The organism is Bacteroidota bacterium, assembly GCA_030706745.1.
Lineage (GTDB): Bacteria > Bacteroidota > Ignavibacteria > Palsa-1295 > Palsa-1295 > PALSA-1295.
The window spans coordinates 577,480-598,439 of the sequence record JAUZNX010000001.1; the positions used below are offsets into that span (position 1 = coordinate 577,480).

Below are 20,960 nucleotides of genomic sequence, written 5' to 3' on the forward strand. Positions count from 1 at the left end.
CGAGCTATTGCTCGCTACTGCGTATTTGCTCAGCCACATTCGAAGCGAGTACTTCCGCCAGGTGCATGGTCTTGCGTCCTGTGGCTTGCTGGATCTGCTCGCGGCAGGAAAAGCCATCGGCGATGATAAATTGATCGCCAGAAGTCTCCCGGACTTTCGGCAACACCTTGCGCTCGCCAATCTGCATCGAAAGCTCGTAATGCTCCGTTTCGAATCCAAACGCTCCGGCCATACCACAGCAGCCGGCGTCGAGTTGTTCGGCATCAATCCCGGCGCGTTTCAGGACCGAGCCTTCTGCTTCGCGATCGAGGATGGAATGGTGATGGCAATGGAGATGCAGAATGCCAGATTGTAGCGGCGGGGTTTCCCCGCCTTCCCTGTGGGACTTGATGTGGTTCGGGGCAGACTCGGAAATCGCGCCACTACGGTAGTCCGGCGCGTACTTCGCAAGGAATTCGCTTAATAAGTATGTACTCTCAGCGAGGTGCTTGGCATCTTCACGCTGGGGAAAGAGTTTGCGCGCTTCATCACGGAAAACAGACGCGCAACTTGGCTCGAGCACTACAATGGGCATCCCCGCCGCAACATCCACGCTAACGATGCTCAGAATGTCCAGGAGTTGCTTCTTCGCGAGATCGAGCATGCCCCAATCGTATAATGGACGACCGCAGCACATTGTCTGCTTGTATACCTTCACCCCAAAGCCAGCGTCTTCCAGAACTTTCACTGCCGCAATAGCCGTCTCGGGCCGGAAGTAGTTATTGAATGTGTCGGCCCAGAGTATGACGGATGGCGGTGTGGAGTGGCCTTCCGGCAGGAGTCGTGAGTACCAATGCTTAAACGTCTCATTCGCGAAGCGTGGGATTGCTCTCTTCGGATGAATGCCTGCAAGCTTCTTCGCAATTGTACTCGTGATCGGAGCGTGTGTGAGCGCGTTGACCAGCGAGGGCATTCGCGAAGCAATACGCGCACCCCAATAGATGAGGCCCATGGCGTACGCCGCGCGCGGTCGCAGGCGACCTTTGTAGTAGTGCGAGAGGAATTCTGCTTTATACGTCGGCATGTCCACGCGCACGGGACACTCCCCGGTGCAGCCTTTGCAGGAAAGACAAAGATCGAGCGCCTCGCGAACTTCGCTACTCTTGAAGCCATCAGTGATGACCTCACCATGTAGCATCTCCCAGAGCAAGTGCGCACGGCCGCGCGTGACATGTTGTTCGTCACGCGTCGCCCGGTAGCTCGGACACATGACACCGTCATGCTCTTTGCGGCAGACTCCCGCGCCGACGCAACGCTCGGTCGCGCGGGCGAAGCTGCCATCATCATCGGCGAATGCAAAATGTGTTTGGATGATCGGCGGACTGTAATGCGCGCCGAACTTCAAGTTCTCATCGATGCCGAAGGGGCGAATGAGTTTGCCGGGATTCATCTTCCAGTCGGGGTCCCAGATGGTCTTGAAATCCTCGAATGCCTGCATCAGTCTCGGGCCGAACATTTTCGGGAGCAATGCACCTCGCGCCTGTCCATCGCCGTGCTCGCCAGAGAGTGAGCCGCCGTAGCTGAGTACGAGATCGGCCGCTTCATCGACAAAGCGCAACCACTTCGCGATGCCTTCTTGGCTTTTTGGGTCCCAATCGATACGATTATGTAAACAGCCATCGCCAATATGCCCGTAGAGCGCGCCGCTATAATCGAAGCGGTCCATGAGCGCCCGAAACTCTCTGAGATACCCACCAATCTTTGCCGGCGGTACAGCGGCATCCTCCCAGCCTTCCCAATTGTCTTTCTCGCCGGGTGTTCGCGAAATCGCACCGAGCGCAGAATCGCGCACGCTCCAAACGGCTTTCTGATCTTGCACGCTATCGAAGATGCGTGCTTCGACCATCGCGCCTTCATGCTTCAGGCTCTTCTGGCAGCGCTCGGCCGCATCACGCGCGGCATCAACCGTTTCGGCTCCGAACTCGATGAGCAGCCACGCGTCGCCACTCGGTAGCAACGGAAGCGAATTGGTATGGAGCCCCTTCTTCTGCATCGCATTCGTAAGCCTGCGGTCCATGCCTTCGAAGCCGATCGGCCTGTGGTCGAGCACGAGCGGTACACGATCGCCGGCGGCTGCCATGTCATCGTATCCCGCGACCAACAATACCCGGCTCGGCGGGCTCGGCACAAGCTGAACCATAGCTTCTAGGGTCGTTACGAGTGTTCCTTCCGAGCCGACGAGCGAACGAGCAACGTGAAATCCGTTCTCCGGCAAGAGCTGATCGATCGAATATCCGGATACGCGGCGCGGAATATCCGGGAATCGGGCGTGGATCTCAGCGGAATAAGTCTCCGCTAGAGTTTGCAGCCGCCGGTAGATTTCTTTTGCTCTCGTAGATTCTACAGAGTCTATGGAGTCAATAGACTTGCCCACCACCAAATGAGTGCCATCGTAGAGCAAGACATTGAGCGAGTGAACGTTGTCCACGGTGCGGCCAGCCATGATGGAATGCACGCCGCAAGAATTATTGCCGATCATTCCGCCTAACGTGCAATACTTGTGCGTTGCCGGGTCGGGACCGAATGTGAGGTGATGCTTCTCGGCAGCACTCCTTAAGTTGTCGAGCACGCATCCCGGCTGAACTCGCGCGAGCCGCCGAACAGGATCAATCTCGATCACTTGATTCAAGTACTTCGAGAAGTCGAGCACAACGGCGGCATTCACACATTGTCCGGCGATGCTCGTGCCTGCGCCACGAGAGAGAATCGGCGCGCCATGCTCGCGGGCAATGGCGACGGCTGCGATGACATCCTCCGTAGTCCGAGGAATGACAAGACCGATCGGCATCTGCCGGTAATTTGAAGCATCCTCGGCGTAGATCGCGCGCGAGCCACGGTCGAACCGGACTTCGCCCGTGATGTGTCGGCGAAGGTCACGTTCGAGATTCAAATAGTCTTGGTTCATCTGTTATTCTGTGCAGAAGAATCACGAGCAATGCGTGGCATTCCATTTGGAAATAGAGCGAGCGAGCGAAGCTTGGCAACAACATCCGAATCGTCCGTTGACACTTGCGTGCCAGGCTTATGGATAAAGGTACCCGCCCAAATGCCAAGTGCTGTTCCAGTCAGGAGTTCCGCAACCGCAAGCACGGCGAGAGAGGCTGGGGGCTGCACGGGTAAGGCGTCTATCGATCGGAAATCAGCCTTGACTTGATGGCTCGCAGACCAATACGTGTAGTTGCTTGATGCTTGCCAACCACCCAAGGCCGCACCGAGAATCCCGCCGGCAATCACCGCAAGCGGGCTTACGGCTCCGGGCCGCTCCACCGAGGCGATGTCCCCGATTCTGATACGGCTGAGATCACCCCAGGGTTCGGACCGAACGACGACTGCATCTTGCTCGACAGCAAGAAATCGTACGTGTTGCTGCTCACCGGATTTGAGCGTGATGGTGACCTCGCCACGCGGTTGCGTCCCGCACGAGGCAACACCGATAATCAGCATGAAAAAAAAGATCGGACGCATGATGTTCTTATCAACACAGGTCTCACTTGTTCGGTGTTCACCACGAAATTTTGAGGACAAAGAACCCAACTGCATAATTATGCAACTTTCTGCATAAGTATTCTGTCTGGATTCTGTGAAGCAATTGAAGGCAGCGATTTTTGGGGCATCGGGGTATTCCGGCGGCGAGCTTTTGCGTTTACTCGAGCGGCATCCTTCGGTGAAGATTACACAGGCATTTGCCAACACCTCTGCGGGTGCGCTGGTGAGCAGCGTTCATGCGGGCAGGGCTGATGGCGATGCAATGGAGTTTGAATCGTTCGATGGTGTCGGCTCGCTCGATGCTGAGATCTGTTTTCTCGCGCTTCCACATGGCGAGGCCATCGAACTTACACCGGCACTGCTCGAGGCAGGGAAGATCGTGATTGACTTGAGCGGGGATCATCGCCTGATGGATTCTTCGGCATACGAGCAATATTACAGGCGCGCGGCGGCTCCGCCAAGTGTCATGGCGAAGGCTGTTTATGGCTTGCCGGAGTGGAACGCGGAGGCGATTCGCTCGGCGCGTCTGGTCGCGAATCCCGGCTGCTATGCAACGAGCGCAATCCTTGCTCTCGCACCGCTGCTTGCAAATGGATTGATCGAGCCGGACTCCATTGTCATCAATGGCATGAGCGGCGTCTCGGGCGCTGGCCGTAAGGCTGCGATCGAATACTCGTTTGTCGAAGTGAACGAGAACATCCGCGCCTACCGCGCCGGCGATCATCAGCACACGCCGGAGATAGAGCAGGCGCTCACACAGATCGGCGGCCAACCCGTGCAGGTGACATTCATCCCACATCTGATTCCGATTACACGTGGGATCTATTCGACCATCGTTGCGCGGCAACGCGGAAGTGGGATGCAGGCGCTACAAGCTCTCAAGGCGGCGTTCGAAGGATATTATGCGGATAAGCCATTCGTGCGCTTTCATGCGAAGCGAATTCCGGAAGTTCGCCATGTGACGAATACGAATTATGTCGATATCGGGCTTCGGTATGTGCCGGAGCGCAATCAGGTTATTATTATGTCTACGCTCGATAATCTTGTGAAAGGTGCCGCCGGTCAGGCTGTACAGAATATGAATCTTGCGTGTGGGTTTCAGGAGACAGAGGGACTATTATGAGCACATCAACTTTTAGTGGTGGCGAAATTCCGGCGGCGACATTGAACGGTCACGCGCCGCTCGCGGAAGTCGAGATTCTAACCAGTGGCGAGGGATGGATCGAAGATCCCGCTTCGAACGAACATATTCACGAGGTCGATGGCGGCATAACCGCCCCGCTTGGATTTTCGGCCTCGGGTGTTTATTGCGGAATTCGCAAGGTCAAGAAGGATATCGCGCTGATCAAGAGCGAAAGTCCGGCCGATGTTGCCGCAGTCTTCACGCTCAACAAGACGATTGCCGCTCCGCTCGTGGTGGATAAGGAATTGCTGGCACGTGGCGGCAGGAAGTGCTCGGCCATTGTTGTCAACTCCGGGAATGCGAATGCCTGTACCGGCGATCGCGGCATGCAGGACGCCTGGCGGATGGTCGAGGTAACGGCCAGCGCACTTAATATTCCACAAGAGGAAGTTCTGATTTCCTCGACCGGAGTGATCGGGCAATATTTGCCAATCGATAATGTCGTTCAGGGCATTCAGCAGTTGCCGCCCCAACTCTCGGATTTTGGAAGCAACGATGCGGCGGTCGCGATCATGACGACCGATACCTATTCAAAGGAAATTGCCGTCGAGTTCGAGATCCACGGCAAACCTGTGTGTATCGGCGGCATCGCAAAAGGCTCCGGAATGATTGCGCCCAACATGGCGACGATGCTTGCGTTTATCACTACCGACGCATCCGTACCGCAGCCGCTGTTGCAGCGGACGTTCAGTCGGCTCATCGATCGTTCGTTCAATCGTATCTCCGTCGATGGCGATATGAGCACGAACGACATGGCGCTGATGCTTGCCAATGGCATGTCCGGCGTGGCAATCGTTCAGGGTCCTGAGTTCGAGATGTTCGAATCGGCGCTGGAGCATGTTCTCACGAAGCTTGCGAAGATGATTGCGCGCGATGGCGAAGGCGCAACAAAGTTAGTCGAGATCGTTGTGCGAGGCGCGCACACCGAGAAAGAAGCGGTCACGGCTGCGCAATCCGTTGCGAACAGCAATCTGGTCAAGACTGCGATCCATGGAGCGGACGCCAACTGGGGCCGCATTCTTGCCGCAGTTGGATATTCCGGCATCGACTTCGATCCTGCGAATGTCGAGTTGTTCTTTGGCACCTTGCCGGTGCTGGGGCAGAACTACAACATCGTGATTGACGAAGTAAAGGCAAAAGAAATCTTCTCGCAGGAAAATATCACGATTACGATTGACTTACACCAGGGTGATGCCGAAGCTAATTTCTGGACCTGCGATCTTTCAAAGGAATACGTTCATATCAACGCGAGTTACCGGTCATGACACCTGAGATGCAAACGAAAGAAGAAATACTCACAAGCGCGCTGCCATACATCCAGCGCTATGAAGGCAAGACCTTCGTCATCAAGTATGGTGGTGCCGCAATGATCGATGATGGTCTCAAGGACGCGTTCGCGAAGGATGTAACGCTCCTCAAGAAGATCGGCATCAACGTCGTTATCGTGCATGGTGGCGGCAATTCCGTAACTGATCTCGCGATGCGCCTCGGCACCGAAAGCCGCTTTGTTGGCGGTCAGCGGTATACCGACGAGGCAATGTTAAAGAACGTTGTGATGACGCTCGCCGGCAGTGTCAATAAGGACATTGTTGGGCTTATTAATCATGCCGGAGGCAGTGCGCTCGGACTCTCGGGCATCGATAACAACCTTATCACCGCAAAGAAATACGCGCCGAAGGGATTCGATTTGGGCCTTGTCGGCGAGGTCGAATCCGTCAACGTGGCCTTTCTCAATACGCTGATTGGAACGGGCGTCATTCCCGTGATCGCCCCGGTTGGTGTTTCTACTTCCGGTGAAGTCTATAACATCAATGCGGACATTGCCGCCAGCGGTGTTGCACAGGCACTCGGAGCGGAGAAGTTGTTTTTCCTAAGCGATACTGAAGGGGTCTTGGTAGAAGGCGAGCTTGTTCCAACACTTACCAATGCCCGCGCGCAACAACTCATCAAACAAGGCGTGATCAGTGGCGGAATGATCCCGAAGGTGCATGCTGCGTTCGAAGCGCTGGCAAACGGCGTGAAGAAAGTCCACTTGATCAATGGTGCGACGAATCACTCGTTGTTGCTCGAGATCTTTACTCACGAAGGTGTCGGCACGCAGATCATCCGAGAGGAGAAAGTCTTCGGCCGAGCGCGCCCTATCAAGAGCGCCATGTCTGGTACATCCACGTTGCCAGTTCAGAAGCAGGACCTGCTCGACTTAACGGTCATGACGAAGCAGGACTTCGAGGATCTGATGCATCTGACCGATGTGCTCAAGCATACGAACGCGAAGCCGCTTGCGGGCAAGCACGTGACGTTATTGTTTCAGAAACCTTCGCTACGGACGCGCGTGTCTTTCGAAGTTGGCGTTGCCCAGTTGGGCGGGACATCGCTCTATCTTTCGAATGAGGGAGTCGGCCTTGGTGAGCGCGAGGCGGTTTCGGATGTCGCGCGCGTACTCGCATCGTATTCGAACTGCATCGTTGCCCGACTGTTCGATCATAATATTTTGCTCGGCCTTGCAGAGCATGCGAATGTGCCGATCGTCAACGCGCTGACGGACCAATCGCATCCATGCCAAATTCTGGCCGATCTCTACACGATCCGGCAGCATGGCAAATTGCGCCCGGGACTGAAGATCGCGTTTGTCGGCGATGGCAACAACGTCGCGAATTCTTGGATTGAGATGGCGGCAATTTATCCGATGCATCTCTCGATCGCCTCACCGCATGGGTATGCACCGGATGCTGTTACGCTCGCGCGAGCGCAAGCGGCTGGTATTAGTACGATTGAAGTTGTCGATGATCCGCGCATTGCCGCGGATTCCGCTGATGCGATCTATACCGATGTATGGACGAGTATGGGTCAGGAGTCGGAGCAGTCGGCCAGACGGGCTGCGTTTAAGGACTACCAGATCAACGCGGCGCTGACGCGGCTGGCGCATCCGAATGCACTCATAATGCACTGCCTTCCGGCGCATCGCGGCGAAGAGATCACGGCCGAAGCCATGGATTCGGCGAATTCCGTAATTTTCGATCAGGCTGAGAACCGGCTGCACGTGCAGAAGGCGATTCTGGTCACCCTGCTCGCGGAAAATGCGGAGCTGAATGAGGATCCGCAGCATGAAACCGTAGGTGAGTTTGAAGAATATGGACAAACAGAAGCGACAGTTCACCATTCGTGAGATTCTGACTCGAGAGCGCGTCGGCTCACAAGAGGATTTAGCGCGCGCGTTGCGGCGCTCCGGAATGGCGATCACGCAAGGCACGCTCTCGCGCGATCTTGCTGAGATGGGAATCGCTCGCGTTGGTACGGCCGATGGTCCGCGCTATTTGGCCTCGGATGGCAATGAGGATCATCGGGTCCGCGCGTTGCTCAGTTACGAAGTAACGGCGATCCACGCGAACGAGTCGATGATCGTCATCAAGACACTTGCCGGGCGCGCGCAGGGTGTAGCAGAACTGATCGACTCTTTGGGTGCGCCAGAAGTACTCGGCACGCTGGCCGGCGATAATACGATCTTTGTCGCGCCACAATCGGTGAAAGATATTCCGAAGTTGATCAAACGGCTTCGAGCATTTATTACAGAGCAGGGTGATTGAAAAACACATCTATAGGTTCAATAGAATCTATAGAATTTATGCGAGCAACGAAAACTAATGGACAAGAACATAAACGGACTGAGTGGCCTCGAAGGTGCGCGGATTGCGCTGGCATATTCCGGTGGGCTCGATACCTCGGTGATCGCGCACTGGCTGCAAACCGAATTTGGCGCGGAGATCGTAACCGTCTCGGGCGATCTCGGGCAGGAGAAAGAACTCGTTGGCATTCGGGAGCGTGCTCTGGCGCTGGGCGCTCGTGCGGCGTATCATGTCGATTTGACGGAGTCGTTTGTGAAGGATTATCTCTGGCATGCGCTGAAGGCCAGTGCGCTTTATGAGGGTGCTTATCCACTCGCGACCGCGCTGGGTCGTCCTCTGCTTGCAAAATCTCTCGTCGAGATTGCCCGCAAGGAAGAATGCACCGTGGTTGCTCACGGCTGTACCGGCAAAGGCAACGATCAAATTCGATTCGATGCATCGGTCTGGGCACTTGCGCCAGACCTTCGCGTGATCGCTCCGGTGCGGCATTGGCCGTTCGGCTCGCGTGAGGAAGAGATTTTATACTGCCAGGAACACGGCATTCCCGTTCAGGCAACGAAAGAGAGTCCCTACTCAATCGATGAGAATTTATGGGGTACGTCCATCGAGTGTGGTGTGCTCGAAGATCCGACGGTTGCGCCACCATTGGACGCATACCAGCGAACGGTTGCACCGGAATCCGCGCCGGACCAGGCCGAGCAGGTCACAATCGATTTTGAAAAAGGAATTCCGGTTGCTGTGAATGGAAAGCAGATGAACGGGGTTGCTCTTATTCGAATCCTGAATCGTCTCGCAGGATCGCATGGAGTTGGACGGATTGATATGATCGAGAATCGACTCGTTGGCATTAAGTCACGAGAAATTTATGAAGCACCCGGAGCTATGTTGCTCCATTTTGCACACAGCGAGCTCGAACGGATTACGCTCGATCGCTGGACCGCGCATTTTAAAGCCAAAGTCTCGCAGGACTATGCCGATTTGATTTACAACGGCCTGTGGTTCTCGCCGCTCCGCGTCGCACTCGATGCCTTTGTCGATGAGACGCAGCAAGCCGTGAGCGGGACGGTCACCGTGAAGCTCTATAAAGGCGGACTCACGGTGCAATCGCGCTGGTCGCCGAATTCGCTTTATGACAAGGCGCTCGCGTCGTATACCTCCGAGGATACGTTCGATCACTCGGCCGGCGAGGGCTTCTCAAAAATCTATTCGCTACCGCTTCGTACGATTGCCCGAGTCTCGAAACACGAAACATCACGATCCACTATTGAGGTGACCAGCTAATGGCGATTGCGTTGTGGGGCGGAAGATTCCGAGAAGCGATTGCGGATGTCGCGCATCGCTTTTCAAGTTCGATCGCGCTCGATTCCAAACTGTGGCGCGAAGACATTCGCGGTTCGATTGCGCATGCGAAGATGCTCGGTGCAACCGGGATCATCTGTCAGGAGGAGTCCGCCACAATTGTCAGCGGGCTGGAGGCGATCAGTCATGAGATTGAAAGCGGTGCGCTCCAGTTCGATCCCTCCATGGAGGACGTGCACCTTGCGATCGAGACCTGGCTGACGGAGCGGGTTGGAGCGGTCGGCGGCAAATTGCATACTGGTCGCAGCCGCAACGATCAGGTTGTGCTCGATGAGCGACTCTATCTCAAGGCAGCCATCCCCGAACTGATCACGCGGATCACCGCCGTCATCGAGGTTCTGCTCGATTTAGCAGAGCAGCATTTGGACGCGATCATGCCGGGCTACACGCACTTACAGCAGGCGCAGCCCGTGCTGCTGAGTCATCACTTGATGGCGCATCTGGAAATGCTTGCGAGAGATCGCGAGCGGCTGGATGATTGCTTAGGCCGCGTCGACCAGTCCCCGCTTGGAGCTGCGGCATTTGCCGGAACCTCGCATCCGATCGACCGCCATTTCGTGGCGAGTGAACTGGGGTTCGAAGGACTGGTGAATAATAGTATCGATGCAGTCAGCGATCGTGCGTTTCTCATTGAGCTCGCGAGTGTTTGCTCTATCATTATGATGCACTTGAGCCGCATTGCCGAGGAACTCGTGATCTGGTCCACGACGGAGTTCGGATTTGTCACGATGTCTGACCGGGTGACCACCGGCTCAAGCATCATGCCACAAAAAAAGAACCCTGACATGGCAGAGCTGATCCGTGGGAAAGTGGGACGAGTTTACGGCGCATTGATCAATCTGTTGACCACGATGAAGGCGTTGCCGCTGGCCTACAATCGCGACATGCAGGAGGATAAGCAGCCGATGTTCGATGCCATCGAGACGACGCGCGATTCGCTGGAGATGATGGCGTATTTGTTGAGCGAAACGACTTTCAATACTCGCACGATGCGGGAGGCCGTCATGACAGGAGAATTGATGGCGACGGAAATTGCCGACTACCTGGCGCGAAAGGGTTTACCATTCCGTGAAGCCCATCACGTTACCGGAACGATCGTGGCCTATGCGACGGATCACAAGCTTAGTCTTCCAGCTATTCCACTTTCAACTCTTAAGTCGTTTTCGCCGCTGATCGATCAGGATTTGTTTGAATTTCTCGATCCACTCAGAAGTCTCAAAGAGAAGAAATCTGCCGGCAGCTCGAATCCGAAGATGGTCCGAAAAGCTATCGAAGTTTGGCGCGGTCAGGGCGCATAGACGACAAAGTTGCTGGTCATCGTGTCCTTGAACGCCTGGAATGCGACCTGTTGCGTCGAGGCTCCCATGACGACACCAATGTTAGTCCATGCACCGTCCGCTCCGGAGAGGATCTTGCTTGTGATGACAGTGTCCTTGGGATAGGTTGTAATCTTTAGCGTTGCCCCCTGCACTGGCGCTCCGCTTCGCGTCACCTTGAGATCGAAACTCGCGACCGTACCGGAGACGGAAGGCGGCGACGTGAACTGGAGTTGGAGCGAATAATTGCTCGTAGTGGGTGGCGTGGAATCGGTGCTGCAGGCCGCAAAAAGCGCCGCACAGGCGAGTAGGATTAACCGTTTCAGCATAGTATTCCAAACCCGTAAAATCGGGAGTATACTCCCCACGATGCACGTTGGGGCTGGCACATGAAAGTTCTCGTCACCGGTGCTTCCGGATTCGTCGGCTCCCACATCGCCGATCGGCTTATCGAAACCGGACATGATGTGCGCGCTCTCGTCCGTGGCTCCTCCAGCCGCCGTTGGCTCGAAGGAAAGCCTATAGAAATCCTCGAAGGACGGCTGCTCGATGCCGAATCCCTGAAACCCGCCGTTGAGAACGTCGATGCGATCATTCATGTCGCTGGAGTCACGGCGGCGAAGAACAAACAAGGCTTTTTCGAGGGCAACCAACTTGCTACGCGGGCGATCCTCGAGGCAGTCCGCCGCTACAATCCTGAAATTCACCGGTTTGTGCAGTGCTCGAGCCAGACGGCTACGGGTCCCTCACTGGACGGTCAGCCCGTGAATGAATTGACCCCACCGCATCCAATCACAGCGTACGGGCAGTCCAAGCGCGCGGCAGAGGAGGAATGCGAGCGCGCCCGTCAGGACTTCCCAGTGACGATCGTTCGGCTCCCGGCGACCTATGGACCTCGAGACACGGCGATTCTCACGTTCTTCCAGACCGTCGGAAAAGGCTTGAAACCACTGATCGGTATGAAGGATAAGCGCGTAAATCTCCTGCATGTGTCAGATGTCGCCGAAGGTGTACGGCTGGCGCTCGAGCGCGACGAAGCACAAAACGAGACATACTTCATCGCCGGTGAAAATCAGCATACGTGGCGGGAAGTCAGCGATCTGACCGCAGAGATCGTAAACCGAAAGGGTCTGACTGTGAAGCTTCCACATGCGGTTGTGTATACCGTTGCCGGACTCTCCGAATTCTTCTCGATGTTCCGCAGCAAGCCCAGTGTTCTGAATTGGGAAAAGGGGCGCGATATGGTCCAGGCCCACTGGACCTGCAGCACGGAAAAAGCCCGTCGCGACCTCGGCTATCGCCAGCAAGTATCGCTTGAAGATGGTATCCGCGATACCGTCGAGTGGTATCGCCGCGAAGGTTGGATGTAAGAAGGACGAAGTGGCGTAGTTCTCCAGCTCGCATTCTTCATCACTTGTTGACGAAGCATTACGTCTTGGCGAGCGCTTCGGAAATCGCGCGTTCGAGATCGGGAAATGCAATCGGCTTCTTCAGGTGGAACATGAATCCGGCTTCGTGGCTGCGGGCAATATCGGCCTCCGTACCATAGCCGCTCACAGCAATAGCCTTCAAAGGCCGCCGTGAGACATGAGCGGCTTCATCGGCGCGAATCAAACGCAGAAGATCGGTGCCTTTACCATCGGGCAATCCGATATCACTGACGAGCAAATCGAATTCTTCCTTGCGCACGAGTTCGAGTCCGGTATTGACACTAACAGCGGTGCTGACCATATAGCCGCGTCGCTCAAGGAGGACTTTAAGCGCCGCATTCGTATCGGCGTGATCATCCACAAAGAGGATTCGCGCACCATTGGCGGGGAGAACCGGTCGCGCAGGAATGCTGGAAGCCGCCTGCTTGACCTGGAGTGATTGCAGCCGAACGAGAAACGTCGCTCCGGAATTCGGACCATCACTTCGCGCTTCGATCGATCCGCCATGCATTTCGATGATCGATTTGGAGATGGCGAGCCCAAGTCCCAAACCCGATTGAGCGCTACGGCCGGCACGGGCAACATCACGCTGCTCGAACGGATCGAAAATTCGTTCAAGTTCGGATGGCTCAATGCCGCGTCCGCTATCGCGGAATTCAATGACGGCAGAGCCGCCCTCGGCGCGAGTCTCGATGGTTATCACGCCATGCGCCGGAGTGAATTTGGTGGCATTGTGAATGACATTCCAAAACACCTGACTCAGCCGGTCCTTATCTCCGCGAACGAAGGAGTTATCGAGGGCAAAGCGGGTCGTGATTTGGAGATTCGCTCGCGCAATATCGGTTCGGCAAATCTCGATGACTTCTGGCAAAAGCGCGTGAAGATCGACATCCGTGGCAGTCATGCGGAGCTTCCCCTTGGTGATCCGTGTCATGTCGAGCAGGTCATCGATGAGTCGCGACTCGATCTCGACGTTTCTCCGAATCAGCCCGATCAACGGCTGAAAATCCGCTGGCAGGGTCGGGTCGCCTTCGAGCAGATCCACCGTGGCCAGCACGGGTGTGAGCGGCGTTCGCAATTCGTGACTGAGTGCCGCCATGAATTGGTCCTTGGCGCGACTTGCGGCATCGACTTCTTCTTTTGCCGCTTCGAGCGTCTGCTGAAGTTGAATGCGATGTTCGATTTCAGTTCGGGCCTCGGCAAACAGCAGAGCATTATCGATTCCGGATGCGATCCGCGAAGCAATCTCTCGAGCGAGCTCGGTATCATCCGGTGTATAGTGTCGTTTCGAATGTCCGAAGTCCAGCCCGAGCACGCCCAGCGTTCGACGGCGGGAGCGGAGTGGGACCATGATGAGCGAAGACGCGCCGATCTCCTCGAGTGCGGCCCATCGTTCCGGTGAAATGCCAAAGCTGTGAGGGCCGGTATCGCTGGAATGTTCAATCAGGACTGACGTGCCTTCCCGCATGATGTCAACCAGACCCCGCGTCGCTTCATGACCGTATTTAACGCGATACTCCTCGAGCTTCTCTTTCAGTTTCGGGTCACCATGGAACGCGAAAATGCGTGAGACATCTCCGACTCTATCGACGAGATCGATCGTCAGCCAATCGGCGAATCGAGGTACAAGGGCTTCCGCCGCCTCGTGCAGTAATTCCTGGAGATCGAGCGAGCCGGCAACACGCTGGCTCACGTCCTCCATGAGCTCGAGGCGGGCCTGTAATCGAGATCGGCGAGCGAGTTCATTTTCGACATCGTGCGACAACCGAGACTTGTGCAGCGCGTGCGATGCAGTCCGCGCGAATTCTTCCAGGAACAGCTTATCCTCAATGCCATAGCGGCGCTGTTCGAATTTGCTCGAAAGCGAGATCACGCCGAACATCGTTTCGCCAACGAAGAGTGGGGTGATGATTCCCGAACGGATGTCCATGCGGCGCAGAAATGCCAGATGCTCATCGGATATACTATGCTCGATTCGAAACGCATCAGTAATCTCGGGAAGTAGAACGGACTCGCGTTGCTGGAGCACGTTGAAGATCATGAGCCGAGTATCTTCCCTCAGCGTAAACCGTGCTTGTGATTCTCTCGAGAGCTGAGCCAATTCTGGCGTCGATGCGACGACCGAAAATAGCTCGAGGCCCTTATCGGGGCTCATCAGGAAAATCTGGCAGAGATCGGCCATGCCCGGTACCAGCAATTGAATTGCGGCATCGAGCGCCGCTTCGAACTCGCTCGACTCCGAAAACAATTTGCCGGCTTCGATTAGCAGCTTCCACCGCATCTCTCCTTTATAGCGCTCGGTAATATCGAGCGTCACGCCGCGTAAGGCCACAGGCGTACCGGCGGGATCGCGTACGACAACGATCGTAGCTTCGATTGGCAGCACGTGCCCATCGGCGGTCAGTATCCGATGATGAATGGTTGCGCGATCACTCGATGCATAGAGACTTCGCGTTTGTTGGTAGAAGACCTCGCGATCCTCAGGATGGACCATCTCCTGCCAGCTTTCGGGCCGCAGCAAATGCTCGCGCGGATACCCAAGCATACGTTCGGCATTATCACTGAGATATGTAAAGTGGCTGGTTCTCAGGTCGGCGTTTAGCTCGGTCTCCCAAAAAAATGCCGGGAGTTTAGAGAGTAAGTCTGGTAACCTGTCACCAAATGGGACAGTCAATTCGGGAAGTTGTTCGCGCTCCGCTGTATTGAGACTCATCCGAGTGGGCGTTGACAGTCAGGCAACTATGGCAATGTTGTGAAACACTTCAAATCCACGGTTACGACAAACCTAACCCTAAATTCAGTTTCCTCTTTTTGATGGAGAGACAGGCCAGTTCTTTACGAACAAATACTCGGCCAGACTGTATAGAGCGTTCAGGCGCGATCTGACAGGCGGTAGATGAATTTCAGCCCGCTCCAGACGTCGTCAACGGCTGCAACTTTCACATCGACCAGACCATTGGCAAGACCAATTGCACGAACCACGTTTTCGCTGAGGTCTGTCTCGACTTTCGAAGAGAGCTTCGGCCATGAAATCCAAAGCATGCCATCCATCTTGAGGCGTTTTGCGAGAACGGGGAAGACATGTCCAAGTCCGATAGCGCTTGCTGTGAAAAAGTGAAGAAAGTCGTAAGAATCGAGATCCAGTTCAGTATCGAACCTCTCGATCCCGACGAGCGACGCGTAGTTCGCCGGCGCCTCGAGGATTGCGATCGCCGCGCCCTCTTTAATTCCAAGCTTATCCTTGAGCGGACGGCTGGAATATCCGGCGGGATTCGGTTTAAGTCGTTTGGATTTCCGCTTCGAAGGCATGAGTATTACAAAAACAACAGTCGTAGTATCGCATCGGAATCCTCAAAAGTTCGGATTTCGGGGACCGTCCGTTCCGGCGGTTCGGAGGAATAAGCATTATACCACACGCTTCGAATTCCGGCCGCTCTTGCACCAAGGATGTCATTCTCCCAGGCATCGCCAATCATCACGGTTTCTTGCGCCTCCAGACCAAGTCGGTCCAGTGCGATCTGAAAAATGCGAGCATCGGGCTTCGAGAATCCGGCTTCTTCGGAAATCGTGATGCTATCGAGAAGTTCGAGGAGTCCACATCGCGCTAGTTTGGACATTTGCTCTTCGACCAAATTATTGGTGACGATCGAAGTCTTCACACCCCGATGCCGGAGTGCCCGAAGCAGCTTCTCTGCTCCCGGCATAGCGCGCCAGGAGGACTGATAATTCGCGCGATAGGAGGCCGCAACAATCTGCAGATCGTGTGTTGAAAGCTTGATGCCAAACCGCCGAAAGAACATCCCGAATCGTTTGACACGTGCTTCATCCGGGCCAAGGGTTCCGGCGAGGACTTCGACATGGACTTCGTTCAGGATTGCGTGATTTGCAGCCTCCAGCTCATCGAGCGTCACCTCATCCCGATCACCAAAGAAATCCTGCTGCAACAAAGCAAGGGCCTCGCGCGAACTGTGCCGATGATCGAAGAGCGTATCGTCGAGATCAAAGAGAACGGCTTTCAGCACTGGTCAGACACTCCCCTTCATCCCTGCCGATGGGCACAACTCGGCAACCACGCACTGCGTGCACTTGGGCTTGCGGGCATCGCAGATGGCGCGGCCATGCAAAATGATAACGTGAGCGGTGAGCGTCCACTGCGTGGGCTTCGCGAGCTTCATGAGGTCTTGTTCAATCTTGACCGGCTCAGTTTCCTTCGTTAGGCCAAGCCGACCCGAGAGCCTTGTGACATGCGTATCGACCGCGATGCCCTCGGCCTTGCCGAAGGCATCGCCAAGCACAACGTTCGCCGTCTTGCGACCGACACCGCGGAGGGTGATGAGTTGCTCCATCGTATCGGGTACGCTGCCGCCGAATGTCTCGACAATATCGGACGCCATTGACTTCAGCGATTTTGCCTTCTGCCGGAAGAACCCGGTGGTCTTGATTACGTCCTCGATGTCTGCAAGCTCAGCATTCGCAAGTTTCTTCGCGTTCGGAAATGCCTTTCGAAATTCCGGCATCACCATGTTCACGCGCTTATCCGTACACTGGGCCGAAAGGATCGTTGCCGCAAGCAACTCGTAGGCGTCTGTAAACTCCAGTGCGCATCTTGCGTCTGGATATGCTTTATGCAGCAGGGTGAATATCTTCTGGAAGCGAGTTGTGCGTTCCTCGAACGACTCACCGGATGGAAGTCTGCGTGGCGCGAGCGCACCATCACGTGGCGCGGCGGACAGTGTTTGCTTGCTCATGTTATCCCCCGGAATTTGCGAATACCCTCGATGCCTTCTCGCTCCACGATGGCACACAGCGAATCAGGCTCCAAACGGTTGTATCGATAGGTCGGCGAATCGATCTTGTGAATGACGACACCGACATTTTGTGCACGTTCGAAAAAGTCATTATCATCGCCATACGGAACATCGCGGAAGCCATGCAGACGTTCCGCCAGATCGCGTCGGATCACGAATGTGCCGGCCACGACGCAGTCTGATATTGGGATTTGCCGCGACGGGTCGTACTTATCGGCGACCGTGTCCGGGCCGATGACTTCAACGCCACCGTGCAACAATTCTACTTCATGATGTGCTTGGAGATATTTGGCGCGAAGTGCAAGATGCTCCGGCGCATATTCATCGTCGGAATCGAGGAACGTGAAATATTTCCCGAGACCCATTGTCAGACCAAGGTTGCGCGCCATGGCAAGACCACGATTCGCTGCAAAGTGGTAACGGATTCGCGAGTCCTTCAAAACCAATTCGCGGACTACCTTGAATGTATTATCTCGCGAGCCATCGTCGATAATCAGAAGCTCCCAATCGGAGAATCGTTGTTCAAGAACACTCTCTATGGCAGATCGGATTAGATGCGCGCGATTGTAGGCTGGAAGAATGACGGAATAGAACGGCGCGACTGCAACTGGTACTTCATTCTTCATCATTCAAATAGTCATCATTGCGCAAGCAGTCCCATACGAACGAGCTTCTGACGGAACTCCTCCGATTCGCGTTTGGTGAAGTTCGGTCCGGGCGTGGGCTGTGCGGACACAAAAGTCTCGGACGTAATCGCAGTGCCAAGCATTTGCTTGAGTAAGTCTGCTTCGCGCTTTGAGAGTGAGACCGCTTCGAGCCAGTAATCGCGGAAGGCTTCGAACGACCGAGGGAAGTATTGCTTCGCCAGCTCGTAAATGGCATTCGCATACATACGAATTTCATACTGAGCGTTCTGGTCCATCCGAAGCTGCAAAAAGCGAAACCAGTTGAGCAGATTGCCGGTGACAACAAATGTGGAGTAATGCGCGAGCGGCATGTTCAGTCGTGCCAGTTCGCGCGCAACGTTATGCGTCTGGATTAGCTCGGTGTAGTCCGCTTCGAACTCCTGCTGCTCCTCGTTCCACTCCTGAATGAACCGCTCGGCGTCTGGGTGCTGCTCGCCCGAGCCTTGATGGTTGGTCTTCGCCTGATAGGCCACGCGATTTGGCGCGGGGGTGTAGTAGAGCGGATCGAGTTGTTTGTAACGTCCTGACTCCTCGTTATAGCTGAACGTCCGGTGCCGGTGCCACTCACGGATCACCATGATCGGCGCGCGGACCTCGAACTTCAGCACGCTTCCTTCGAACGGCGTCGTGTGCTTATGGCGGAGCAGGAAGCGGACGAGCGTCGTCTGCGCGTCTTCGCTTCGGGCGGCCACACCGGTCGAAATGCGTGCGTCGGAGTCCGGCGATGAGTCATCGCCCATAATATCGAGCAGGCGGACGTATCCGTGATCAAGGACGGGCTTTTGGGAATCGAAACTGGGGTCAAGCGGCATAATGGTTTTTTCAACACATGACGAATTGAAATCGTTAGCGTTGCTGGAGACTCCGTTCGAGCACTCGCTGGAGAGATGCGAACCCAATCCCAAACACGATTCCAATCACGGTTCCACCCAGCACATCGCTCGGATAGTGTACGCCCTCGTAGATGCGGCTAAGACTGATAAGCAGCGCGGCCCCCAACAACCAATAGGTGCGACGTTTCTTCGGCCAAAGTGTGACAAAGAATGCAGCAATCGCAAAGTTGTTGAGTGCGTGATTCGATGGGAAGCTCCCGTCCCACCGCGCGCCATCGGGAAGGCGAATCCACGAAACGACGTGCGACCCATCCGGCAAGGTCGCGCAGGGCCGGGGGCGATTGACCAGCGGCTTGATGATGAGATGTGCGAAGGAATCGGTGACGGTAATGAGAAGGATGGCCGCGAGCAGCATTCGTGCGCCGTGCCACTTGTACCGGTAGATCAGGAACAACCCGCCGAGCAGATAGACGGGATACCAGTAGCGCACGTTGGTGAGGACGCTCGTAATCGTGTCCAGCGCGGAACAGGCAAGCGACTGATTGAAAAAATGCAGAATGGCGAGATCGATCTCGTACATTTATTTTACGATCGCAAGTGGAGCGCGGTATCGCTCGAGAAACAATGAAACGATCGGATCCGCGGACGCGCTCAACTCCGAGTGCTTGCCATCGAAATGAATGCGGCCCTGATGAAGAAAGATCACACGCTTGGCAATCCGCTCGACCGTAAACAGATCGTGCGTGACAATGACGCTGGTAACACTGAGCTTCGCTGTCAGGTCTTCGATCAATGCGTCAATCTGATCGCTGGTGATGGGATCGAGTCCGGTTGTCGGCTCGTCGTAGAACATGTACTTCGGCTCGGTGGCGAGCGCCCGCGCGAGCGCGACGCGCTTCTTCATACCGCCCGAAAGATGCGATGGCATCTGATGTTCGATGCCATAAAGCCCAACGAGTGCAAGCTTCTCTTTTGTGATGCGCGCGAGCTCTGCTTCATCGCGCAGACCATGCTCGCGAAGGCCAAGCGTGACATTCTCTAATACGCTCATCGAGTCGAACAGCGCGGCACCCTGGAACAGGAATCCGATATGTCGCCGCATCTTCTCGACTGCGCGCGGTTTGGCCGTGCTCATGTTCAATCCATCCACCAACACATCGCCGGCATCCGGCTTCAATAGCCCGATGATGTGTTTGAGCAGCACGCTCTTGCCGCAGCCGCTCTGGCCTATGATCGCCACGGTCTCGCCATCATTGATGCGAAGATCGATGCCGCGCAGCACGGGCTGCTCGCCAAACGATTTCACCAGATTGCGGATTTCGATCATGCCGGGTGCTTAGAAGAGAATGGTCCAGAGCATGTAGTCCATCACGAGGATCATCGCGCTCGAGAGCACGAACGCGCGGATCGTCGCATTGCCGACGCCCTCCGCGCCACCCGAGGCTCGCATCCCCACGTGGACACCGATGAGCGCCGTCACGCCGCCGAAAAACAGCGCCTTGACGAGTCCGCCAAAGATATCTTTGAGATGAAAGAACCGCTGGACCGAATCGAAAAACATTTTGGATGAAATATCCAGGAACATGTTGCTGACGAGGTATGCGCCCAGGAGCGCGATCGTGTTCGCAAAAATAACGAGCAGCGGCATCATGACGATGGCCGCGACGATGCGCGGCAGCGCCAGGTAGCGCGCGGGACTGATCGCGAGGCTTTCGAGCGCATCGATCTGCTCGGTTACCCGCATCGTGCCAAGCTCCGCCGCGATGGAAGCGCCGACGCGGCCCGCGATCACGATCGCCGTCAGCACCGGACCCAGCTCGATAAAGATCGCGCGGCTCACGGCCGCGCCGAGCAAGCTGTACGGAATCAGCCCTTTGAATTGATACGCCGCTTGCCACGCGCTCACCATGCCGGTGAAAAATCCGATGACGAAGACGAGCGGCAGCGAGTCCGAACCGATGTGCGCCATCTGATCGAGCAGCAGCCGCCGGTCGCGTGGAATCCACCGTGTGTAGCTGAACGACTCCCCGAGCAGCTTCGAGGCCTGCCCGAACTCCGCGACGAAAGCACGGGTCTTCCCGCCAATACGGCCTACGGTTCGGAGGATAAAAGGGCTGCGCATGCAGCCCAACTAACGAACGCCGAGCGAAAGAGGTTGTCGGGAATTGATGCAGTGGCGCGCTCCGTTCCAAGGGCC

Annotated in this window: 19 protein-coding genes; 7 read left to right on the forward strand and 12 right to left on the reverse strand. The window is 55.7% G+C overall.

Features of this window, described 5'->3' with window-relative positions:
* Positions 1-4: 4 nt before the first annotated feature.
* Both Q8902_02550 and Q8902_02555 read right to left on the reverse strand, forming a co-directional pair.
* Positions 5-2,944, reverse strand: coding sequence for an FAD-binding and (Fe-S)-binding domain-containing protein (locus Q8902_02550; protein ID MDP4198433.1), 2,940 nt, complete (start codon positions 2,942-2,944; stop codon positions 5-7).
* Complete coding sequence (locus tag Q8902_02555; protein ID MDP4198434.1) at positions 2,941-3,504, reverse strand: hypothetical protein; 564 nt, start codon at positions 3,502-3,504, stop codon at positions 2,941-2,943. Before Q8902_02555 ends, Q8902_02550 begins: the two co-directional genes overlap by 4 nt.
* Positions 3,505-3,619: 115 nt before the next feature.
* Between Q8902_02555 and argC the strand changes: the two genes are divergently transcribed.
* From argC to argH, 6 genes are read left to right on the forward strand one after another with little or no spacing between them, the layout of a single operon-like run.
* Entirely contained in the window at positions 3,620-4,648 is a 1,029-nt protein-coding gene (gene argC, locus Q8902_02560; protein ID MDP4198435.1) for an N-acetyl-gamma-glutamyl-phosphate reductase, read from the forward strand.
* On the forward strand, positions 4,645-5,973 hold the full coding sequence (gene argJ, locus Q8902_02565) for a bifunctional glutamate N-acetyltransferase/amino-acid acetyltransferase ArgJ (GenBank protein MDP4198436.1): 1,329 nt from the start codon (positions 4,645-4,647) through the stop codon (positions 5,971-5,973). The genes argC and argJ overlap by 4 nt, the downstream gene beginning before the upstream one ends.
* Before the next feature lie 8 nt (positions 5,974-5,981).
* Positions 5,982-7,874 (forward strand): ornithine carbamoyltransferase, encoded by a 1,893-nt coding sequence (gene argF / locus Q8902_02570; protein MDP4198437.1) that lies wholly within the window; start codon positions 5,982-5,984, stop codon positions 7,872-7,874.
* A complete protein-coding gene (locus Q8902_02575; protein MDP4198438.1) occupies positions 7,840-8,292 on the forward strand; it encodes an arginine repressor in 453 nt (150 codons plus the stop codon). Before argF ends, Q8902_02575 begins: the two co-directional genes overlap by 35 nt.
* A gap of 57 nt (positions 8,293-8,349) precedes the next feature.
* Positions 8,350-9,612 carry an argininosuccinate synthase gene (locus Q8902_02580; GenBank protein MDP4198439.1) on the forward strand — a complete coding sequence of 421 codons (1,263 nt, stop codon included), beginning with the start codon at positions 8,350-8,352 and terminating at the stop codon, positions 9,610-9,612.
* A complete protein-coding gene (argH, locus tag Q8902_02585) occupies positions 9,612-10,988 on the forward strand; it encodes an argininosuccinate lyase (GenBank protein MDP4198440.1) in 1,377 nt (458 codons plus the stop codon). Before Q8902_02580 ends, argH begins: the two co-directional genes overlap by 1 nt.
* On the opposite strand, the gene Q8902_02590 is transcribed toward argH, so the two are convergent.
* The gene (locus Q8902_02590; protein ID MDP4198441.1) at positions 10,976-11,335 is read right to left on the reverse strand and encodes a hypothetical protein; all 360 of its coding nucleotides are present in this window, start codon (positions 11,333-11,335) and stop codon (positions 10,976-10,978) included. The two genes, argH and Q8902_02590, sit on opposite strands and share 13 nt — an antisense overlap.
* Positions 11,336-11,395: 60 nt before the next feature.
* Here Q8902_02590 and Q8902_02595 point away from each other — a divergent pair, with 60 nt between their 5' ends.
* Positions 11,396-12,376 (forward strand): NAD-dependent epimerase/dehydratase family protein, encoded by a 981-nt coding sequence (locus Q8902_02595; GenBank protein MDP4198442.1) that lies wholly within the window; start codon positions 11,396-11,398, stop codon positions 12,374-12,376.
* A gap of 58 nt (positions 12,377-12,434) precedes the next feature.
* Here the strand turns inward: Q8902_02595 and Q8902_02600 are convergent, their stop codons facing one another.
* The 9 genes from Q8902_02600 to Q8902_02640 form a co-directional block, all read right to left on the reverse strand.
* Positions 12,435-15,149 carry an ATP-binding protein gene (locus Q8902_02600; GenBank protein MDP4198443.1) on the reverse strand — a complete coding sequence of 905 codons (2,715 nt, stop codon included), beginning with the start codon at positions 15,147-15,149 and terminating at the stop codon, positions 12,435-12,437.
* A gap of 158 nt (positions 15,150-15,307) precedes the next feature.
* Complete coding sequence (locus tag Q8902_02605) at positions 15,308-15,745, reverse strand: DUF3052 domain-containing protein (GenBank protein MDP4198444.1); 438 nt, start codon at positions 15,743-15,745, stop codon at positions 15,308-15,310.
* A gap of 5 nt (positions 15,746-15,750) precedes the next feature.
* Entirely contained in the window at positions 15,751-16,458 is a 708-nt protein-coding gene (locus Q8902_02610; protein MDP4198445.1) for an HAD-IA family hydrolase, read from the reverse strand.
* A gap of 3 nt (positions 16,459-16,461) precedes the next feature.
* Positions 16,462-17,184, reverse strand: coding sequence for an endonuclease III (gene nth, locus Q8902_02615; GenBank protein MDP4198446.1), 723 nt, complete (start codon positions 17,182-17,184; stop codon positions 16,462-16,464).
* Positions 17,181-17,873: a glycosyltransferase family A protein gene (locus Q8902_02620; protein ID MDP4198447.1), complete on the reverse strand. Its 693-nt coding sequence runs from the start codon at positions 17,871-17,873 to the stop codon at positions 17,181-17,183. Before Q8902_02620 ends, nth begins: the two co-directional genes overlap by 4 nt.
* A gap of 11 nt (positions 17,874-17,884) precedes the next feature.
* Entirely contained in the window at positions 17,885-18,742 is an 858-nt protein-coding gene (thyX, locus tag Q8902_02625; GenBank protein MDP4198448.1) for an FAD-dependent thymidylate synthase, read from the reverse strand.
* A gap of 34 nt (positions 18,743-18,776) precedes the next feature.
* On the reverse strand, positions 18,777-19,343 hold the full coding sequence (locus Q8902_02630) for a phosphatase PAP2 family protein (GenBank protein ID MDP4198449.1): 567 nt from the start codon (positions 19,341-19,343) through the stop codon (positions 18,777-18,779).
* Positions 19,344-20,090: an ABC transporter ATP-binding protein gene (locus Q8902_02635; GenBank protein MDP4198450.1), complete on the reverse strand. Its 747-nt coding sequence runs from the start codon at positions 20,088-20,090 to the stop codon at positions 19,344-19,346. It abuts the gene before it with no gap.
* A gap of 9 nt (positions 20,091-20,099) precedes the next feature.
* Positions 20,100-20,885, reverse strand: coding sequence for an ABC transporter permease (locus Q8902_02640; protein ID MDP4198451.1), 786 nt, complete (start codon positions 20,883-20,885; stop codon positions 20,100-20,102).
* Between the last annotated feature and the right edge of the window lie 75 nt (positions 20,886-20,960).

Bases quoted from the DNA above. Each gene is read 5' to 3' on its own strand.
- Q8902_02640 (MDP4198451.1), bottom strand. From the start codon at position 20,885: ATGCGCAGCCCTTTTATCCTCCGAACCGTAGGCCGTATTGGCGGGAAG.
- Q8902_02630 (MDP4198449.1), bottom strand. From the start codon at position 19,343: ATGTACGAGATCGATCTCGCCATTCTGCATTTTTTCAATCAGTCGCTT.
- Q8902_02550 (MDP4198433.1), bottom strand. From the start codon at position 2,944: ATGAACCAAGACTATTTGAATCTCGAACGTGACCTTCGCCGACACATC.
- Q8902_02595 (MDP4198442.1), top strand. From the start codon at position 11,396: ATGAAAGTTCTCGTCACCGGTGCTTCCGGATTCGTCGGCTCCCACATC.
- Q8902_02600 (MDP4198443.1), bottom strand. From the start codon at position 15,149: ATGAGTCTCAATACAGCGGAGCGCGAACAACTTCCCGAATTGACTGTC.
- Q8902_02580 (MDP4198439.1), top strand. From the start codon at position 8,350: ATGGACAAGAACATAAACGGACTGAGTGGCCTCGAAGGTGCGCGGATT.
- Q8902_02575 (MDP4198438.1), top strand. From the start codon at position 7,840: ATGGACAAACAGAAGCGACAGTTCACCATTCGTGAGATTCTGACTCGA.
- Q8902_02605 (MDP4198444.1), bottom strand. From the start codon at position 15,745: ATGCCTTCGAAGCGGAAATCCAAACGACTTAAACCGAATCCCGCCGGA.
- thyX (MDP4198448.1), bottom strand. From the start codon at position 18,742: ATGCCGCTTGACCCCAGTTTCGATTCCCAAAAGCCCGTCCTTGATCAC.
- Q8902_02555 (MDP4198434.1), bottom strand. From the start codon at position 3,504: ATGCGTCCGATCTTTTTTTTCATGCTGATTATCGGTGTTGCCTCGTGC.
- nth (MDP4198446.1), bottom strand. From the start codon at position 17,184: ATGAGCAAGCAAACACTGTCCGCCGCGCCACGTGATGGTGCGCTCGCG.
- argH (MDP4198440.1), top strand. From the start codon at position 9,612: ATGGCGATTGCGTTGTGGGGCGGAAGATTCCGAGAAGCGATTGCGGAT.
- argF (MDP4198437.1), top strand. From the start codon at position 5,982: ATGCAAACGAAAGAAGAAATACTCACAAGCGCGCTGCCATACATCCAG.
- Q8902_02590 (MDP4198441.1), bottom strand. From the start codon at position 11,335: ATGCTGAAACGGTTAATCCTACTCGCCTGTGCGGCGCTTTTTGCGGCC.
- argJ (MDP4198436.1), top strand. From the start codon at position 4,645: ATGAGCACATCAACTTTTAGTGGTGGCGAAATTCCGGCGGCGACATTG.
- Q8902_02620 (MDP4198447.1), bottom strand. From the start codon at position 17,873: ATGATGAAGAATGAAGTACCAGTTGCAGTCGCGCCGTTCTATTCCGTC.
- Q8902_02635 (MDP4198450.1), bottom strand. From the start codon at position 20,090: ATGATCGAAATCCGCAATCTGGTGAAATCGTTTGGCGAGCAGCCCGTG.